The organism is Caldisphaera sp., from assembly GCF_049974385.1.
Classification (GTDB): Archaea; Thermoproteota; Thermoprotei_A; order Sulfolobales; family Acidilobaceae; genus Caldisphaera.
Genome location: NZ_JBMFIW010000009.1, coordinates 32,229 through 50,559 on the forward strand (window position 1 = coordinate 32,229; position 18,331 = coordinate 50,559).

Genomic DNA, 18,331 nt, shown 5'->3' on the forward strand with positions numbered 1-18,331 from the left:
GACTACCATTATATATTATGGAGGGTAGCTTAATGAGCATTCCTTTGTTAAACCAATTACTTATTGTTCCGTTAGGTAACCTAATATTAATAAAATACTGGTAAGTGACTGAAACAGATATTATTACTGGGTTTCGTAAAATAATCTTACTTATATTTGAGTTAATTGATTCTCTAGCAGTGCTATTAAAGTAATAAATGTTGTATATAATTATTTCTGTAGATTTGTTATACCAATCGCTTACTAATGTTGAATTAACTCCATTTATTTCAGCAGGTATGGCATAATTTATCTTTAAATAATATTGAGTATAGAATGGTGGGGTAATAATCATTGAGGAGTTTATTTTATAATAGGTTTCTTTATATATAACAAACCTTGTGTAGCTACCATTATAAACTGTTTGTGCTGGTATATCTATTATCGTCCCTTCATTGTACCAACCATTATTTATTTTTTGATATAAATTGTTAATATAACCATTTAATTCGAATGGAAAAGTCACATAGAATTGCTGTTGATATACTGCAGTCACATTTGCATTAACATATAAGATTATTGTATTGCTTTTAACTATTTGGCCATTTACTATTAAATATTTAAACAGCATCCTGCTGTTATTATTTATATAATAAATACTTGGAAACGTTAAATTGACTGGAGTATTAAATAAATAATTTCCACTTAAATGAGAAAATCCGTCAACATAAAAATCAACTGGAGAAGTAACATTAACTATACCTCCTCCTACCGTCAATGATGAAGTAAACGTTTCTATTGGCATAGAACCTGCATATAAAGTTACTGATAAGTTGTAATTACCAGGTTGCAATATATACGATATTGGAGAGTATTGACCGAATGTTTGGTTATAATAGTTATTACCTGATATTGTTATCAACCATTCTCCCTTTGGAGGAGTTAAATATAAGGTCAGGTTATTTCCATTTAATTGATAATATGATTTAGGTTGCCATAAGAATTCTTGTTGATTTTGCCCTTCAATCTGATGTACAATACCATTTTTATAATATTCTTGTATTCCATAATATTGATTTACATTTTCAGCGGTTGCGTAAGCGGTAAATATAGAGGGCTGTAAACTTATTGCGTCAGGTACACTATAGAAATTACCATTATACTCGTAATAAAGGCCCATTGAAGCGTTCCAATTATATACAGTTAATTGAGACCCGCCACCTGCTCCTCCTACAACCCATTGTGTTACGAATGGATAATAAGGAGCGTATGAGTTTATTGAACTTTGAATTCCAGTTAAGAATTGTGGATTGCTAGACTTTACATAAACAGTTATTTTATCATATAAAATCCGTCCAGAGTTAAAAGTAGAGTTCTGAAATTCATAATACATATATATTTGTGGATAGCCATTGCTGCTCTGGTTTATAGTCATATATGCATATAAATAAAATGGAGAATTTGTTGAATAAGTAATAATATTATTATTAGATAATGCCAAGCTGTAATAAAATACCTGATTGTTTGAAGTAGAGAAACTACCATTTCCAGAGACAAGACTCTGATTTAAGCTAAAGCTTGGATAAGTGCTATTCCACAGGTTATCTATAATATATACATTATATACACCATTTATATAATAAACTTGAAAAACATCTTGCGCCCATAATGTCATACTACTTGTAACGTTAAAATTTGAGTTTAGTTGAACAGAAAAAGCACTATTATTAATAGGCGCACCAGAATAAAAGCTACCTCCATAAAATGCGAAGTAACCTAATAGAGAATTTGTTGAATAACTATATTCTATTAAGTTGTTATTTATTAAAGCTGATCCATTATCATTTATGCCAACACTTTCATTAAAGCCTGACTGCAAACCAATTACTTTTCTTGCACTCATAGTTATATTACTTTCTTGACTTTCATATTTGCTTATTTTCATAGAATGGGATAAAGGCATAATTAATATCAACAGCAAAAATAACGAAAGAACAGTTATCTTAAACCTTTTTGATTTACCAAAGTACACAATCCCACCTTTTGCAATTATTAATGGTGTCTTAAAATTATATAAATCTTGGGACATGAATTTTTGGGAATTTTCATGAATCTATTAGCTTTTGAATTAAATACTGAAATACAAGAATTTACAAACTGAATTGAATATTTCTCATATCTAATGAGATTTAAGGTATATGGGAATTCCCGTAATCTAATATTTTAAAGGCTTATATAATTTCTAATCTTAATTATTAATTGTATATAGGATGGTGAAATTATGAGTAATCTACTAGATAACACTATTGAGGAAGAAATAATCGATATTTCTAATAAGTTTAAAAATTCGAAAAATACATCCAATATTAAAAAAGTTATAAGGGAAAAACTAAATAAATATAAAAAACTACCTATTAATCTCGATGACAGATTAAATTTAGCTACATCGAACGAGGCTGGAATAAGAGAATATCAAAATATAAAAAATGAACTGTTAAAATATAAGTTAGTAAAATACTTTCATGACAATTCTTTTGATATCGAATCAAGAAAGAAAGATGATGGGGTTTTAAAAATATCGTTTTCTATTGACATTAATAGTAAAGCTGATTTAAGATTAAAATTATTTATTATAAATAAAGAAATAAAAAGAATAAAGCTGATTTGGGATGTATATGAAGAGGATGAGGATGAAGAGGAGGATGAGGATTATGAAATTTCATATTCAATTGTATTGTTAGATAAGGAAATAGATAAAGATTTTGATAGTTTTGATAAAGATTATTCGATTCTATATTTGATACAGGAACTAGGTGAATTAAAAGATAATCTTTAATTTATTATCATAAATATTTATTTTTAGAAAATTTTATTTTCTATTTTTAAAATTTAATATTTCTCCAACAATACCTGATGCCGATAATTCTATCAACCCATATAATAGCGGATATACTAGTATTAATATTAACCAAGATATTCCAGCTAATGCTCCAACAGTCTTAGCTAAAGAAACTAAATAATTTATTGGGTATACTAAATACATTAATAAAGAGCCTATAAATCCAATTAAAAAGCTTGAAATAAGCCTTAATGATCTTCTTCTTATTAATCCCATTATTATGCCTGGTATTATTCCAATCCAAACGTAGGGAATAAAATATGATAAGGCTAGAGTTAAAGCAATCGAAGTTATATATATTATTAAATTAGTCTTATTCATTTTATCCACCTCTAGGAATTAAATACCATGTAGCATTAACTTCAACAACAGGTGAAAATGGATAATAATTAAAGTTTAGCCATGAATTTAGTTGCGTTTCAAACCATGGGCTTGCGGGGTTTTCACTGGGCCCTCCTGGGAATATTGAATAAAATTGATTAGTTGCTGGGGAATCTACTATCCTTAAACTTGGTCCTTCACTAACAATTAGTGGAATAGAAATTGTACCATTGAAGTTAAAGTAAGCTGCTGATGGAGTAAAACCATCACCCCATATGGGTATTGGGCCATAATTGAGAGATGAAATTCCAGCAGGATTTATGAGCTCTAATACATGTACGTTACCCCATTTCCAATTAGAAATATTACCCAGCTTACTTGATAAATAACTCATTGCCTCATTATAAGACAAATTAACTACTTTACAAAAACTTCCATTAAATAATGATGAATTCGGATTATGTGTCGCAAAATACGCTAGATCGCTTGTAATTAAAGTATCAGTTCCATAAAAACCAACTGTACCTGTTAGCAAATTCTTATATTGGGTTAATCCATGTTCATTTAAAACTGGGTTAACTACATTATTTATTATGTTCAATAAAGTATATGTATAAATTGTTGGTGCAACCTCGTTTTGATAAAATGTATAATTCCATGCTGATAACAACAAAACACCTTCTTTAAGATTATTTGAAAAGTTCTCATTTTTTAAGCATGAAACCATTACAGGATCTAATATGGAAGCCCATGAATCAGTTACATTACTTTGCAAAGATTCCATATCTGAGATAGTCATGTTCCTATGAGAATTCAAATATCTATATATTGTTAACGCCCTTCCATCAGAGACCCAATAACCTCCAACAAATGGGTACGGATAATCTATAAATGCTGTTGGTTGATTTGGTGCAAAGGCAAAGCCCCTTTCAGGGTTAATTGATTGAGGCAAGTAATTAAACGGTATATAACCAACAGGTTCATAATTAGGTATTGATCCATTTAAGATAGTTCTACCACCAACAACCTCTACACTTTCATTATTTGGTAATGTAATCCTTATTAAAGGATAGAGGCCCGCTGTAATAAATCCTGTCTCATTCTTTGAAACCATTGCTAAATTCTGTGTTGGCTCAACCCAATATCTTGCTGCATTTAATAATTGAGAGAAATTTGTTGAATTATCCAATAGGAATTCAGATATCAATGTTAAGAATGGATAATATTGATTTACCCAATAAAGGCTTATACCCATTTTTAATGTATTGTTATAAGAAACTAAAGGCCCGTTATTTGTATAATAAATTGTATATTTTTTGTTCAATAAAGTAAAATTATACTCCTTTAAAGGTAACCATTCACCATTAAATAGATAAGAATGGTTTTCCATATTTACAATTTCTAAATAAGCGTTGCTAGACGCACCTAAAGGAGTTGTCAATCCCCATGCAGTATTTTCCGTATGACCTATCAAAACACCTGGTTCTCCAACTAATTCATAACCAGTTACGTTTAATCTAGGAGATACTAATTGTAATGGAAGCCATAATGACGGATCATATAAAGTTAAATGCGGATCGTTAGCCATCATTGGGTATCCAGTACTGCTGTAATTACCAGTAACTTCCCATTCATTGCTACCTAAATCAACAAAGCTTAATGGATCTGAGCATATTTCATTAAGAGATGAGATAATTAATGGGATTGCCTTATATAAGGTTTCATTACTTAATCCATTTGCAAAATTGCTATAAAAGTTCAATGACCAAAAATATGAAGGACTTATATTAAAGCTTTGAAGATTTAAGTTATTAACAGTTCCATTGCCTGGCATTGCTGTTAAAGAACCATTTGTATAATAAGGGTAATATGGGAAAAGTTCTTGAGTTAAATTGTAGCCTAAATGTGTATAAATTAAAGAAAGCCTTAGTTCATCGCAAAAACCTTTGGCTAATCCCCATGACATTACTTCACCCCAAGCTATTGAATAATATGGGGTGAAATCGTAAGGCTTGATTCTTAGCAAATAAAAAATGGGAGGTAATTCGTGAGAGCTTTCAGCCTGAGAAATATAAGCGTTAACTCCGTTTGAATATGCCTGCAAATAAGAATAGATAACAGGATAGTTTTCCTTAACATAATTTAATGAAAAGTTTGCATTTTGAGGAAAACCAACGTAATGGGCGTAAAGATCTGTGCTTAGAGTTAAATTGCCAAACCATGAACTTAAATTACCTACCCCTGTTAAACCGAATAATTCAAGCTGAAACAACCTCATATAAGCGGTATAATATCCTTCAGCATAAAAGGCATCATAGGTATCATTAGCATATATATGTGCTACTCCATTATTATCTATTATAATTTTAACAGGACTCTTTAAACCTTTTAGGTATATTGTTTGGCTCTTTAATTTAGAGGTGTAGGAATAAGGCCAAATACTGTTTTTAGATGGGCTAAATAATGAAAAACTTTGGCCCAAATAAGATACAAATATTAATATAAAAAGGAAAACCGCTATTAATATATAGGATTTCTTAGCCATTTTTTCACCATTTTTAATATGTTTTTATAGCTTAAATATGTTTTATAGAATTAAATCTGTTAATTTCCTAAATACTTCCATGATTTCTATTATGAAAAATAATGGAATCGTCTTGCTGCAAGTTCTACTATTATATCAAATCAATCATTTATAATAAAGCCTATAAGCAGTCAATTACTTCTATTTAAATTGCTTTTTAAATAATTGCCTAATTAAATTAATAGTTTTCTATTAATTCTTTATTTTCATGCTTTTATAACTCTTTTAATAACGTTAGGAAAAAGTACAGTAAATAAAGCTTTTTTATAACAACAAGAAAAGCTTTTTGACAAAAGGTGTTTTACATTTTTTATAATAAATTTCTTAAACATAAGATACGCATCCAAAAATTATTAACTTTGGTTACATAGGTTAAATTGGTGAAATAGGTGACTTTGGTAATAAAAAATGTAAATGAGGAGAAACTCAGAGAATTCAAAGCTGAAGCTATAAGAAGAGGTTTAACTTTATCTGAAGCTATTGATCAAGCTATGGATCTCTGGTTGAATAGGGTTAGAGATAACGATGAAAGACAAGAAAATAATAAAGTCTTTAATAAATTAAAAGATGAAATACTATCAAAATATAAAGATAAATATGTAATTATAGCTCAAGGTAAATTCATAGGAGCCTACGATAGCATAGATCAAGTTGAGGAGGTTCTTAAGAAATTAAACGTTAAACATGCTATAGTATTTAATCCCAGTAAAGATATCAAAAGTGAGGGCGAATGGTTGGGAGGAAGTTTATTACAATAAAGTGTTTTAATGGCGAAAAACCTTATATTAATTTAAAACTCCAAAATATCAAGCTTGATGAATTTGAATTAAGCTTAAGATTAGATACAGGTTTTGATGGTACAATAATGCTAACAGATAGTATCTATAAGTACTTTGAAGTTGGAGAATTGCCAGAAGATTCATGGTTTAGGTTTAAAACCTTAAATGGTTATGTTATCATGAAGACGTCAAGAGCAATCATAGATTTGGGCAGTAAAAAGATAGAAACTTACGTCTTATCCCCAAGAGATTTTGAGGGAAAGAATTTAATAGGAATTGGAGTTTTAAAGGAATTATCAATTTTAATTGATAAGGTAAAAGAAACATGTACAGTTAATGAAATACTTTGATTTTTTATCTTAACTCCAATAAATAAACCTGCGTCCTTTAACCAGATAGGATAAAGTTCAGAAACTATCTCCTATCAGTAAAAGGAAACCCAAGTGGTCCCTTTAATTTAGGAAGTTCTATGGCGAAAATGCTCAAGGATCAAGGATTGTAACACCTACGGCATAGAATGAACATAAATATAACGAATGCCATAGATATTAGTATATGACAGAAAAAAGGTTTATTACAATATGTAAGTAGAAAATTATAGGAAGAAGGTAGCAATTTCTAATTCGGCCTTGGGCATTTTGGTAAATACCTAACTATAAATTATGAAGTTTTGAAAGAAGACAAAGGTCTTAAAAAATTTTGTTTAATACAAAAAAGGAAATCAAGAATCAAATTCTATAAAACTAATTTATAGATGCACAATGTATTTATAATTTGCTTTTAAATAAGGCAAAGGCTATTAATGAAAACTAAATTGTTCTTATTGTTAACCGGGGGGTTAACAACATAAGATTTATTGTATTTAAATATTATTTAAACCTTCATATAGAATTACAAATTTATTGTATTTAAATATTATTTAATATAAGAAAATATGGGGATAAACTATGGGTTTAAGGAGTTCTCAAGAATATATAAACAGCCTGAGAGATGGCAGGGAAGTATATTATAGAGGTAAAAGAGTTGATGATGTGACTAAACATGATATTTTAAAATCTACAGTAAATCATGCATCTTTAATATATAAATGGCAACAGGATGAAAAAACAAGGGAATTAACAGTTTATAAAGATGATGTTTATGGCTATTCAAGCAAATTTTATAAAATACCTAGAAATGGAAACGATCTAATAGAAAGGTTTAATTTAATTTATGAGACATCAAAATTAGGAAGAGGAAGTTTTGACGTAATTAAAGCTATTGGCTCCGATGCATTGTTTGCTCTCATGATTGTTGCAAAGAAAACTGATTCATACTTTAAAACACATTATTATGAAAATGTAATGAAGTTTTATGAATATGTTATAAAAAATGATTTGGGATTAGCTGTTGCTCAAACAGATGTGAAAGGAGATAGAGATTTACGACCTTTTGAACAAGAAGATAAAGATCTATATTTAAGAATAGTAGATAAAAACAAAGATGGTATAATAGTTAGGGGAGCAAAAGCACAAATAACACAGGCACCAGTTGCTAACGAAATTATAGTTTTGCCAACAAGAAATATGGGAGAAAAGGATAAAGATTATGCAGTATCTTTTTCTATACCTCCAAATACCAAGGGGTTAAAGATGATTTCAAAGCCTTTAAAAGCTAGTGAAACTGCTTTAAATGACCCTTGGTTTGTTTTGGGAAAGGAAAATATGGAAACACAATCACTAGTAATATTTGATGATGTGTTTGTTCCATGGGATAGAGTATTTTTAGCTGGTGAATACCAATTAGCAGGACCTTTAGCAGTTATGTTCCCAACTTTCCACAGGTTTACTGCTATATCTTATAGGGCTGTTATAGCTGATTTATTAATAGGCTTGGGAAAACTATTAGCAGAATTAAATGGCATTGATGATAAATCTCATGTAAGGAGAGATATTGTTGATATGATAAAATATAAGGAAATATTGAGAGAATCCGCTTTAGCAGCCTCTTTATATGCTGAATTAGATGAAGATACAAAAATTGCTATACCTAATAGGATATTTACAAACGTTGGTAAGCTTGTTTCAAACGAAAGTTATCTTAACGTGGTTAAGGATCTAGTAGAAATAGCCGGAGGACTTGCCGATACATTACCAGCAACTCAAGATTTTTATAATGAAGAAGAAGTAAAATACTTGAAAAAATACCTAGTTGGAAAGAAAGGTACAGATCCACTAACTAGGGCAAAGCTTTTATCATTAACGAGAGAAATATTATCAAGTTTAGGGGCATTTTTTACTACAATAATGATACATGCAGAAGGATCTATCGAAGCAAGTGTTATAGAATTATACAGATCATATAATTATGAAGAAAGCAAAAAACTTGCATATTATGCTTCTGGGATAAGTGATGAAATGCCTTAATTATCAAAAATTTAAATAAATATATTTATAAATTAATTAAAAAGTAGAAAATTATACTTTACAAAAGGGTTTTAAGAGCTTAATGACAAAATCCTTATTAATTATTAAAATTGTAGAAGATTTTCCAACTATAGGCCTCCAAGCCCATGAACCACTATTTGCAGATTTCATCTTATAATCGATAAAAGGAATGTGAGTATGGCCCATAATTAAAAATGTATCTGAGTTTAAAAGTAAGATTCTTTTCGTTATTCTTTCATAAAACCCTTTTCCTAAAAGTAAATTAATAAATGCAGCGATTATACCATTTTTGAACAACAAATCTCCATGAAGCACAACTAAATGCTTATCATTAAACCTTAACAACGCAACACCATTAATTGCTTTTACATTAATATTATTAATATTAAAACTTTCCATCAATCCTTTAATTTTTGGATCGTGATTACCTATAGATAAGGTTATTAAAATCTCACGCAAATTAGTAGGGTAACCAGTTAATTCAACAACAATTTTTGCCATAGATTCATCAAATTTCTGTTTTTCCATATTATTAAAAACATCCCCGGCAATTATTAAAACCTCAGGATTAATTGCCTTAATAGTTTTTGTAAAGCACCTTGCATTAAATCCCTTGTCTTCCGCATGAAGATCTGAAACTACAGCAATTCTATTATAAGTATAGCTAAGGTTAATCCATAAAACATTTCTTGATTTTTCTTTTATTATCAGCTCGATCATCCCGTCCCTTTTATTATATATTACGTTTTCAATTTACTTTCAGAATTAAAAAAGTTAAAGGTCCTTATATTAATTCGGCTTTCATTTAAATTTTATATGAAAAATAATCAAAACATAATAATACAAGGAATTTCAGGATATATTTAATATAAATAAAATTTTATAAAGATTTAAATTTTCCATATAAAGTTAATTATGAAATCTTTAAACATTTGTATATTTATAGCTTTGCAGTAAAATACTATCATTAAATACAAAATTACAAAATGTAAACTCCACATTAACATCAGAACTCTCATCACTAAGTAGCTCAATATCAAATAACTACAAATCATTATCATCTTCAATATCATTAAACTCAAGTATTACAACTGTAAATAGTAAGGTATCATCTGTATCCACAAATCTTAGGGCTTTAGGTGGAGTAGCTGTAGTAATAGGTATAATAGCTATAGCAGCTGTTTTTATAAGGCATAGGTTTTAAGCTATAATATTTTTATTTATTTTTATTTGGTCAAATTAGATTTATATGCATTATCTTGTTTCCTTTATAATAAAGCTATGTTTTTTATTTGCAATAATTATGTTGAATAAAACTTAACAACAGAAAATCAAAATTAACAATAAAACAATAAGAAGTTTTGTTATAAATTAATTTAAAAATATTTTATTTAAGATTCTCTTTCCACAGGAAAGTTTTTAGGGATATGCTTCAATAAAATCAAGCTTTCTCTAATTGTGTCTTACCTATTTGATATCTTACCAGATATTAAAAGGTCTAATATCATGAATAATTTCTATAATTAGATAAGAGATTTTTCACTCATAACTATATCTTATGGGTGTTTCCCTTACATTCATATATTTCCCTTAAATTGAATGAAAAACTTTAACATTAAACATTGAAAAGCTTTTAAATCTCCTCATCTATAATTATTATTTTATATAATAGTTCTTTATCGTGTTTATTAATTAAAATAATAGTTTATTCACAGCAATTTATTAAGATCACTTGGTCTATATAATAAATCTGTATTATATCCGTTTTTTAATAAAAATTCAATTAAGTTTTCATCAATAGTCAATAATGGGATTTTTGAATATATTGAAGTAAAATAATATATTGCATCAATAATATCTTTATGGCCTTTATTATAAAAAGAAAAAGAATCAATATACGCTTCAATAGGAACTTCAAGTTTTTTATATGTTTCTCTTATAGCCTCTAATCCTTGATAAACAATTATTAGCTGTTCACTTTTTATGATTTTCAGTATTTTCCACATTGCCTCTAATATTCCAAATTCTATATAATATATATTATATTTCCTAAATAATTCAATTGCTTTCATTGCACTTTCTTCAACTTCAAATCCTAGAGCTGGAAGAAGAAATGTTGTATCTATCAGCAATTTAGGTTTTGTTCTCGTATTTTTCTTGGGCAATTATGCTCTCCTCTTCAAGGTCTTTTAATGTTATTTTACCTAGCTTTTTTCCTTTTAAAGATATAGTAACCGCATCTGGTAATGGCTTTATTTCAATTTTATCATCGTAAACTTTTAAAAGTAAACGAGTACCAACATCTATATTTAACTTTTCAGCTATATCTTTTGGTATAACTATTGTTCTTTTCTGTCTAACATAAATAATCCGATTTTCTGAAATTTCTGATCCACCCAGTTATTAGAATTAATCAAACCTTATAAATAATGCTAACTTACTATTATAACATAAAAAATATAATTATTAATCAAAAATAAAGGCTTCTAATGAAAACTAAATTACTCTTATTGTTAACCGGGGGGTTAACAATGTAAAATTCTAGCTCTTTATAACAATGTATTATTTAACCTATCAATGAATTTAAATTTCTTAAAATTATAGTTTAGCAAAATTTATTGGAGAAATTTTTATATGCACGTCAAAGATAATAACACATTTTTAAGAGAATTATATTACAAATAATTTTATTGTAATAATTAAAACTACTAAAACAAATATTATAATAGTTTTTTACTTAAAACATAATGTATTTTTCTTTGAAAAAATCATTTATAATAGATCAATTGTATGGAAGCCATTAAACCAAAATAGAGCATGATTAATGCCATTATAATCAAGAAAATACCGAAGTGCTTATTGCTCAAGAATTTTCTCCCTGACTTCCCTATAATTCCCATTATGCCAAGCCATACAAAGTCCATCCATACATGGCTCGCATACATTATAGAAATACCAAATATGAAACCTAATGAAGTTGCTGATAAAATTAGAATTAAGCCTACAGTAGCCCACCATGATAGGAACAAAGGATTAGATGCGGTTAATAAGAAACCTGTTATAACAGGTCTATTAACAATTTTTGAACCGTTTGAAAAACCTTGGTCTGACACAAAGCCATTATCATTTAGCCTACTATAACCATCCTTTATAACCATATAAGAGAAGTAAACTATAAATGATATAAGTATAAAACTTAAAACATACTTAATAAGAGCATCATCTAATAATGCCTTTATTTGTTGCAATAAAAAAGCTAGAGCTACAACAAAAGGCAACTCAAAAAGCAAGTGACCAAATGCTTCTTTAAAACCGCTAAACCATGAACCCTTTGAGCCTTCTACTATTGCTGAGAAAGTTAATGGTCCAGGAGAAAATGCTCCTGAAACACTTAACGTTATGGTTAATATTATTAGATAATACAGTTCCAACCTTTGCACCACTCTTACCTAAATTACTACAATTTATAAATTTTAATATATCAAATTAAAATTTGCTTTAAAAATATATAGGAATGCTTAATAATTATTTTAGATTAAATGCTTTGGTGAAAATTCATGCAAAAAATAATGGCTGCGCCAGGTCCAGTCTCTTACCCTCTTATACTTGCTGAAAGTAAAGCTGACATATCAATAGATTTTGATAAAGAAGGCTATTCCGATGTAATTGCAGATTCCATAACATCTTTAATAAAAAGAGGGCTTAAAGTAGATTTCATAACAGTTAAGGAATTATTAGCTGTACATCCAAAGCTAAAAGGACCAAAGATTGGAGTATTTAGAAAAGGGTCTGCAGGAGAAATACTTGTTAAGGCTGCTATGGATAAATATAATATAAAAGGAGAGATAATTTATGCTGATAGTTGGCAACAATTGCTTAATTTGCTTAATTCTGGAGAATTAAATAGCGCAGTAGTAAGCATAGCATTAGTAAAGCCTGAGAAAACTCTTGAATCAATAGTAGGCGCCCCAGGTGCTTGTGGGGTAAACATCAACAAAAAAGAACTAATAAAACCAGTAAAAGATGCATACGAATTAGGAATAAATATAGCAAAAAAGGATCCTGATGAGGCCGCTGATAGAATAGTGTCAAGGCTTCCTGTAGATGTTCCACGTGATTTTGTGTATAAGATAATTACAAATGCTGAATATTTCTTCAGACCAGCGGAAAATATTGATTCGTTTATAGAATTAGTTAAAAAATATAAAGCCTGATTTTTATTTTATAATTACAGGATATCATCAAATCAATATGGAATCTCTACTTGTTTCTAAAAGAAAAGTGCTAATTTTTTAAATCAACAAAGAATTTTTCAAACAAATGAGTAGTTATAGCAAAACAAGGATAAATCAACAGAGGAAATTTTAATTAAGTTGCTAAATTTAATTAATTTAGCTTTTCTTATTTAAAATTAATGAAATAAAGAGTAGCATAATCCTAAAAACCAAAACATATTTTCATTTATCCTAATATAGATATCAAGCTATATGTAATATAAGAAAAGATGTATGCAGTTACTAATTGAACGATCAGACTTAGTAAAGCTCTATGCCAACCTATAATTTTAGCTAATGATAATAGAGTAGCTATGCATGATGAGTAAAATGCTATAAAAACCATTAATGCAAGTGCAGATGCAATACTTAGCGACTTTATTAGCGTGAACCCACCAAATAAAGCCATGAGGCCCAATACTACTTCCTTAAATATCCAACCTCCCATAAGCATAACAGATACCTGCCATGGAAGCCCTAATGGTGCGAATATAAATTCAATTTCTTTCCCGGCTATTGCTAACCACGAATTTTCTATATTAAAAGTTATACCGTGAGGTCCAAGCACTGAGGGAAGCCACAATAAAATTGTTGTAGCGAATATCATAAGAGAAAGCTTCTTAAGAAACTCTTTAATATAATTCCATGTCTCAATTATAATAATACGCCAATTGGGTAACATAATTGGTGTCGGAGGAAGCCTTTCTACTGCCATAGGTTTTCCCATAATTAAACGATAAATAAAAAATGAGAAAAATATAGCTATTATTGAAGCTAGATAAGGCAATAACACAGCCAAAGGTACAAGAATTGGGGGTAGCACAGCTGACGCTATTATTAAGAAAAGAGTCATTCTAGGAGCACATGGTACATAAGGAACTAGGAGTGCTGTTAGGTACCTGCTTTTCATTCCCCATAGTGCTCTAGCAGCGCTTAATGATGGAACATTGCAAGATGCTCCCATAAAAAATATTATTATACTGCGAGGAGGTATCCCTAATTTCGTGGTTATTTTTTCAATTCCAATCGAAAAAGCTCCTATTAAACCTGTTTGTTCATAAAGTGACATAAAGAACGCTACTGCTGCTATATAAGGTATAAATGTCATAACTGTTGAAACCCCTGACCAAATTCCGTTAACAATAAATAGTGTAAGTATAGGGTTATTTGGTATTGTAAGAAAATTGCCAATGTAATCCAAGAAACTCTCTATTATAGGTATAAGAGCGACCGGGCTATTACCAAATGGAGTGTTGCCATCAATAAAAAAGAGTATTATCATAAGAGTTCCCAAGAGAATACCAATAAGTGTTGGTATAGCTATAGATGATTTGGTAAACAACTTTTCCATCCATAAAGAACCTTTAAACTCTATATCTATTTCAGGAACTTCTCCGATTTTTGCTGCATTTAACTTAATTATCTTCCTAAGCTTATAAATCCCTGTACCTTTAGCTGCTGAAGTAAATATTACTGGAACCCCTAACTTGGTCGATAAAGCATTTTCATCAATAACAGGAGAAGCGAGATCTACCATATTAAGAACAAATATAGTTCTTTTGATTTTGGCTAAATACCTTAATATTGATAGTGATTCTTTGATGGCATGTGGAGCACCCACCACTATAACACAATCATAGTCTCCATTAATCACATCAGATATCGCAAGCTTTTCATCTTCGTCTTTAGGATTTTCAATATTGAATATTCCGGGAAGATCAGAGATCTCAATACGTGTATTTTCTTCAATAAAGTATCCAAAGGCTTTGCTTAAAGTTTTTCCAGGATAATTTGCTATCTTGACCCGTCTTCCCACAAGACGATAAAATATAGTTGATTTACCTACATTAGGAGGGCCAACAAGAGCACATTTCATAAATATACCCATTTATACTATTTATATAAAGAGTTCTTGTTTTTTACTTATTAAATTTATATAATATTAGATAATGAAAATGAGTTAAATAGCAAAACCCTTGAACTTAATATTTAGATCTTAAAGCTTTAAAATATGTCTTTTTAATTTATAATCAAAGTTATTATAGAATACTGTTGAAAAAGAGTTTTATTTAATCAAGTAAAAAATTTTATAATTAAACGAAAAAATTTATATATATATATTTTTTTAAAATATTAAATTGTGATGTGTTATGGAAGGCAATAAGGGTATAGGTTTACTAGACAGAATGTTCAATTTAAGTGCTTATAATGCAAGGCCGAGAACGGAAATAATGGCAGGTATAACCACTTTTTTAGCCATGGCCTACATATTGTTTGTAAACCCATCAATATTAACATCTGGATTTGAATATTCAATGAGTTTAGCAACAGGAATGCCCTTATCAGGTATATCACAACAATATCCCGCACTTATTCAACAGGTTAAATTAAGCTTTACAGTTGCAACAGCATTAGCTGCAGGAGTTGCAACCTTGATTATGTCCTTATATGCGAGATTACCATTTGCATTAGCACCAGGTATGGGTGAAAATGCCTTCATTGCCTTCACAGTTATACCCGCTTTCACAAAAATTTTAAAAATTTCTCCATTATCGTCATCAATCGATATACCTATGTTTTCTATCTACTTGGCTTTAATATCAGTTCTATTTAATGGAATCCTTTTCATAATATTCTCTATAGGTAAAATCAGAGAATTTATAATAAACTCCGTTCCGGAAAGCATAAAAATTGGCATTGCTATAGGAATTGGCCTATTTATATCTACTATCGGCCTCTCAGATATAGGACTAATCATGCCTGGTAATGGTTTAGTTACTATAAACTGGCAGTCATTTTTAACTTTGCCTCTCTACATAGGCTTTCTCACATTAATAATAGCAACCGTATTAAACAAGTATAAGGTTTCAGGTTCTTATTTAATAGCAATAGTCATTGCTACAATAATTGGAATTGCACTTAATTTAGTTAGCATACCATCTACTTTTTCCTTGATCCCAACTTTTTCTACATCAATACTAAATAACATCCCAATGTCATTCTATCTATATTTTACTTTGTTTGGAATAGGATTTCCAATAGCTTTTTCTTTGTTTTTAGTCGATTTCTTTGATGGAATTGGAACCATAACTGGATTAGCTGATAAAGCTGGTCTTATAAAAAATGGTAAAGTTATTAATATAAATAAAGCCTTAATTTCAGATAGCCTTGCTTCAATAATAGCACCCTTTTTTGGGACTTCAACAACAGTTGTATATATAGAATCAGCAGCTGGTATAGAATCTGGAGGAAAAACTGGATTAACATCCTTTGTTACAGGCGTCTTATTTTTAATATCAATGATTTTAGCTCCATTGTTTATAATAGTTCCTTCATTTGCGACAGGAGGTGTTTTGGTAATAGTGGGGTTATCATTCATGACCTTATTTGGAAAACTAATTCAAATTACTGATCCTTTGGAATACATACCAGCGTATTTAACTATACTAGGAATACCATTAACATTCAGCATAACTGCAGGAATAGGACTTGGAGCTATAACATATGTATTATTAAAAATATTTGCCGGTAAGTTTTCCGATATAAGACCAGGAATTATACTAATTGCTATTCTATTTGCCTTATACTTCGGTTTAACAACTTATCTGGAAGCAGGATAATTTTATTTAATATATAATTATTTATATTTTTTAAATTAATAATTTATTATTTAGTTGTCTTTATTTTTAGCTTGAACAAAAATTTGAGCTATCATATTTTAGAGAAGTAACTGAAATTAATGATCATTAATGTATTGAAAGATTTTGGATTTTAAATAAAGATTAATATTTTATTAAAATAGGAGCAGAAATATTTAAATGCAAATATATTTGCGGGAAAAAGAGTAATGGTTTTATTTTCAATAGAACTTAAAGGAAAAATAAGTAACATATCTAAATATTATTTTCAACATTTACGAATAAATTATAAAGGCTATATCACGAAGGCCACTTCTTTAAAAACCTGAAACCCATTAGCATATAAATAAGAGACATCAAAGCTATTAGGAAAGCTACATAAATGGGTATTAATACAATGTATGTGCCAATGGGATTGCCATAAGACAGACTAGTTTGATTTGAAGCAGCTTGTAACACAGAAATACTTTGTAATATTGTAGTATTGGTCTTAGCATGCATAGTCTGATATGCTATGATGGATGCTGTACCGCTTTCTATAAACAAAAAATACATAGCTAGGAATCCTATAAACCAAAGACCCTTACTAACTTTCTTAAAACCTTTATAATTTAACCTATCATAAAGGCTATAAAAACCATCACTTATATGGTAGAGAGCTATTGAAAATATAAGAGGAAACAAGAACAAAGCAAATATTATGTAAGCTAAAGACATGAAGTTCAATGCCGATACACTCTCCTTGTGCAAAATCATATCAAGCTTAAGATCTTTCTTTATGATAATTCATGAAGAAAAATATATTCAGAGAGCGTTATTAAATTGTACAGGTATAACTTTGAGAAAAAGCAAGAAACTAGCTATTTCACACCTGGAATAACCAATGAACTACTATCTATTGTTGTAATTTTAAAAATTTTAGTATTATTTTAATTTCATCTTTGAAATTTGTAAATACTATCTATGCTGAATATTTTTAATTTACGGCTAATTTTATTTTGTCAATTAAAAATAAAAATTTCTTTAGTATTCAAATTTCTTTCCAGCCTCATAACCCCAGAAATAGAATATTAATGAAACTACAATAAATAGTATGTTATCGTATGGGAATGGTATTTTGTTTAAATTGCTGCTTCCAAAATATGAAATTATCATTGTTGAAACCAAATATAAAGGTAGCCATCCTCCTGCTATGAAATCCCTCTTCTTTATTCCTATGCTTTTATGATAATAAGCAAGAAATACCAAACCTATGAGAACTGATATGCCAGCTATATAAATAGCGCTCCATCCTGACCAATAAATTAGTAAACCTCCAATAACAAAGGCAATGGGAGATAATATTTTGGATGCTGGAACTTTAAATGGCCTTTTCTCATCAGGATATCTAGCTCTAAAAACTGCAACGCTTATAGCCAATGGAGCATATGA

Annotated in this window: 16 protein-coding genes; 6 read left to right on the forward strand and 10 right to left on the reverse strand. The window is 29.2% G+C overall.

Annotation, left to right across the window (positions count from 1 at the left end; genetic code table 11):
- Positions 1 to 2,011 (reverse strand): thermopsin family protease (locus tag ACP5GV_RS03560; RefSeq protein ID WP_428102304.1); only part of this gene is annotated, 2,011 nt, incomplete at its 3' end.
- A gap of 249 nt (positions 2,012 to 2,260) precedes the next feature.
- Between ACP5GV_RS03560 and ACP5GV_RS03565 the strand changes: the two genes are divergently transcribed.
- On the forward strand, positions 2,261 to 2,815 hold the full coding sequence (locus tag ACP5GV_RS03565) for a hypothetical protein (protein WP_428068459.1): 555 nt from the start codon (positions 2,261 to 2,263) through the stop codon (positions 2,813 to 2,815).
- A 33-nt stretch (positions 2,816 to 2,848) separates the two neighbouring features.
- Here the strand turns inward: ACP5GV_RS03565 and ACP5GV_RS03570 are convergent, their stop codons facing one another.
- Positions 2,849 to 3,199: a hypothetical protein gene (locus ACP5GV_RS03570; protein WP_428089913.1), complete on the reverse strand. Its 351-nt coding sequence runs from the start codon at positions 3,197 to 3,199 to the stop codon at positions 2,849 to 2,851.
- A 1-nt stretch (position 3,200) separates the two neighbouring features.
- Complete coding sequence (locus ACP5GV_RS03575; RefSeq protein ID WP_428102306.1) at positions 3,201 to 5,744, reverse strand: penicillin acylase family protein; 2,544 nt, start codon at positions 5,742 to 5,744, stop codon at positions 3,201 to 3,203.
- Positions 5,745 to 6,172: 428 nt separating this feature from the next.
- Here ACP5GV_RS03575 and ACP5GV_RS03580 point away from each other — a divergent pair, with 428 nt between their 5' ends.
- The 3 genes from ACP5GV_RS03580 (at position 6,173) to ACP5GV_RS03590 (ending at position 8,967) form a co-directional block, all read left to right on the forward strand.
- Positions 6,173 to 6,541, forward strand: coding sequence for a hypothetical protein (locus tag ACP5GV_RS03580; protein ID WP_292319916.1), 369 nt, complete (start codon positions 6,173 to 6,175; stop codon positions 6,539 to 6,541).
- Positions 6,514 to 6,912: a hypothetical protein gene (locus ACP5GV_RS03585; RefSeq protein WP_428102309.1), complete on the forward strand. Its 399-nt coding sequence runs from the start codon at positions 6,514 to 6,516 to the stop codon at positions 6,910 to 6,912. The genes ACP5GV_RS03580 and ACP5GV_RS03585 overlap by 28 nt, the downstream gene beginning before the upstream one ends.
- 597 nt (positions 6,913 to 7,509) lie before the next feature.
- Entirely contained in the window at positions 7,510 to 8,967 is a 1,458-nt protein-coding gene (locus ACP5GV_RS03590) for a 4-hydroxyphenylacetate 3-hydroxylase N-terminal domain-containing protein (RefSeq protein WP_428102311.1), read from the forward strand.
- A 51-nt stretch (positions 8,968 to 9,018) separates the two neighbouring features.
- On the opposite strand, the gene ACP5GV_RS03595 is transcribed toward ACP5GV_RS03590, so the two are convergent.
- The 4 genes from ACP5GV_RS03595 to ACP5GV_RS03610 form a co-directional block, all read right to left on the reverse strand.
- Positions 9,019 to 9,708 (reverse strand): metallophosphoesterase, encoded by a 690-nt coding sequence (locus ACP5GV_RS03595; protein WP_428090338.1) that lies wholly within the window; start codon positions 9,706 to 9,708, stop codon positions 9,019 to 9,021.
- Positions 9,709 to 10,697: 989 nt separating this feature from the next.
- On the reverse strand, positions 10,698 to 11,153 hold the full coding sequence (locus ACP5GV_RS03600; RefSeq protein WP_428090342.1) for a PIN domain-containing protein: 456 nt from the start codon (positions 11,151 to 11,153) through the stop codon (positions 10,698 to 10,700).
- On the reverse strand, positions 11,122 to 11,388 hold the full coding sequence (locus ACP5GV_RS03605) for an AbrB/MazE/SpoVT family DNA-binding domain-containing protein (RefSeq protein WP_428090374.1): 267 nt from the start codon (positions 11,386 to 11,388) through the stop codon (positions 11,122 to 11,124). Before ACP5GV_RS03605 ends, ACP5GV_RS03600 begins: the two co-directional genes overlap by 32 nt.
- 368 nt (positions 11,389 to 11,756) lie before the next feature.
- Positions 11,757 to 12,419, reverse strand: coding sequence for a LysE family transporter (locus ACP5GV_RS03610; RefSeq protein ID WP_428102313.1), 663 nt, complete (start codon positions 12,417 to 12,419; stop codon positions 11,757 to 11,759).
- Positions 12,420 to 12,545: 126 nt separating this feature from the next.
- Here ACP5GV_RS03610 and ACP5GV_RS03615 point away from each other — a divergent pair, with 126 nt between their 5' ends.
- Positions 12,546 to 13,202, forward strand: coding sequence for a DUF3834 domain-containing protein (locus ACP5GV_RS03615; protein WP_428102315.1), 657 nt, complete (start codon positions 12,546 to 12,548; stop codon positions 13,200 to 13,202).
- A 247-nt stretch (positions 13,203 to 13,449) separates the two neighbouring features.
- Here ACP5GV_RS03615 and ACP5GV_RS03620 read toward each other — a convergent pair whose 3' ends face one another.
- Positions 13,450 to 15,138: a FeoB small GTPase domain-containing protein gene (locus ACP5GV_RS03620; RefSeq protein WP_428102317.1), complete on the reverse strand. Its 1,689-nt coding sequence runs from the start codon at positions 15,136 to 15,138 to the stop codon at positions 13,450 to 13,452.
- A gap of 274 nt (positions 15,139 to 15,412) precedes the next feature.
- On the opposite strand from ACP5GV_RS03620, the gene ACP5GV_RS03625 reads away from it, so the two are divergent.
- Complete coding sequence (locus tag ACP5GV_RS03625; RefSeq protein ID WP_428102320.1) at positions 15,413 to 16,882, forward strand: NCS2 family permease; 1,470 nt, start codon at positions 15,413 to 15,415, stop codon at positions 16,880 to 16,882.
- A 318-nt stretch (positions 16,883 to 17,200) separates the two neighbouring features.
- On the opposite strand, the gene ACP5GV_RS03630 is transcribed toward ACP5GV_RS03625, so the two are convergent.
- Together ACP5GV_RS03630 and ACP5GV_RS03635 are read right to left on the reverse strand one after the other, a co-directional pair.
- On the reverse strand, positions 17,201 to 17,626 hold the full coding sequence (locus tag ACP5GV_RS03630) for a hypothetical protein (protein WP_428102322.1): 426 nt from the start codon (positions 17,624 to 17,626) through the stop codon (positions 17,201 to 17,203).
- 297 nt (positions 17,627 to 17,923) lie between these two features.
- A complete protein-coding gene (locus tag ACP5GV_RS03635; RefSeq protein ID WP_428102324.1) occupies positions 17,924 to 18,319 on the reverse strand; it encodes a hypothetical protein in 396 nt (131 codons plus the stop codon).
- Between the last annotated feature and the right edge of the window lie 12 nt (positions 18,320 to 18,331).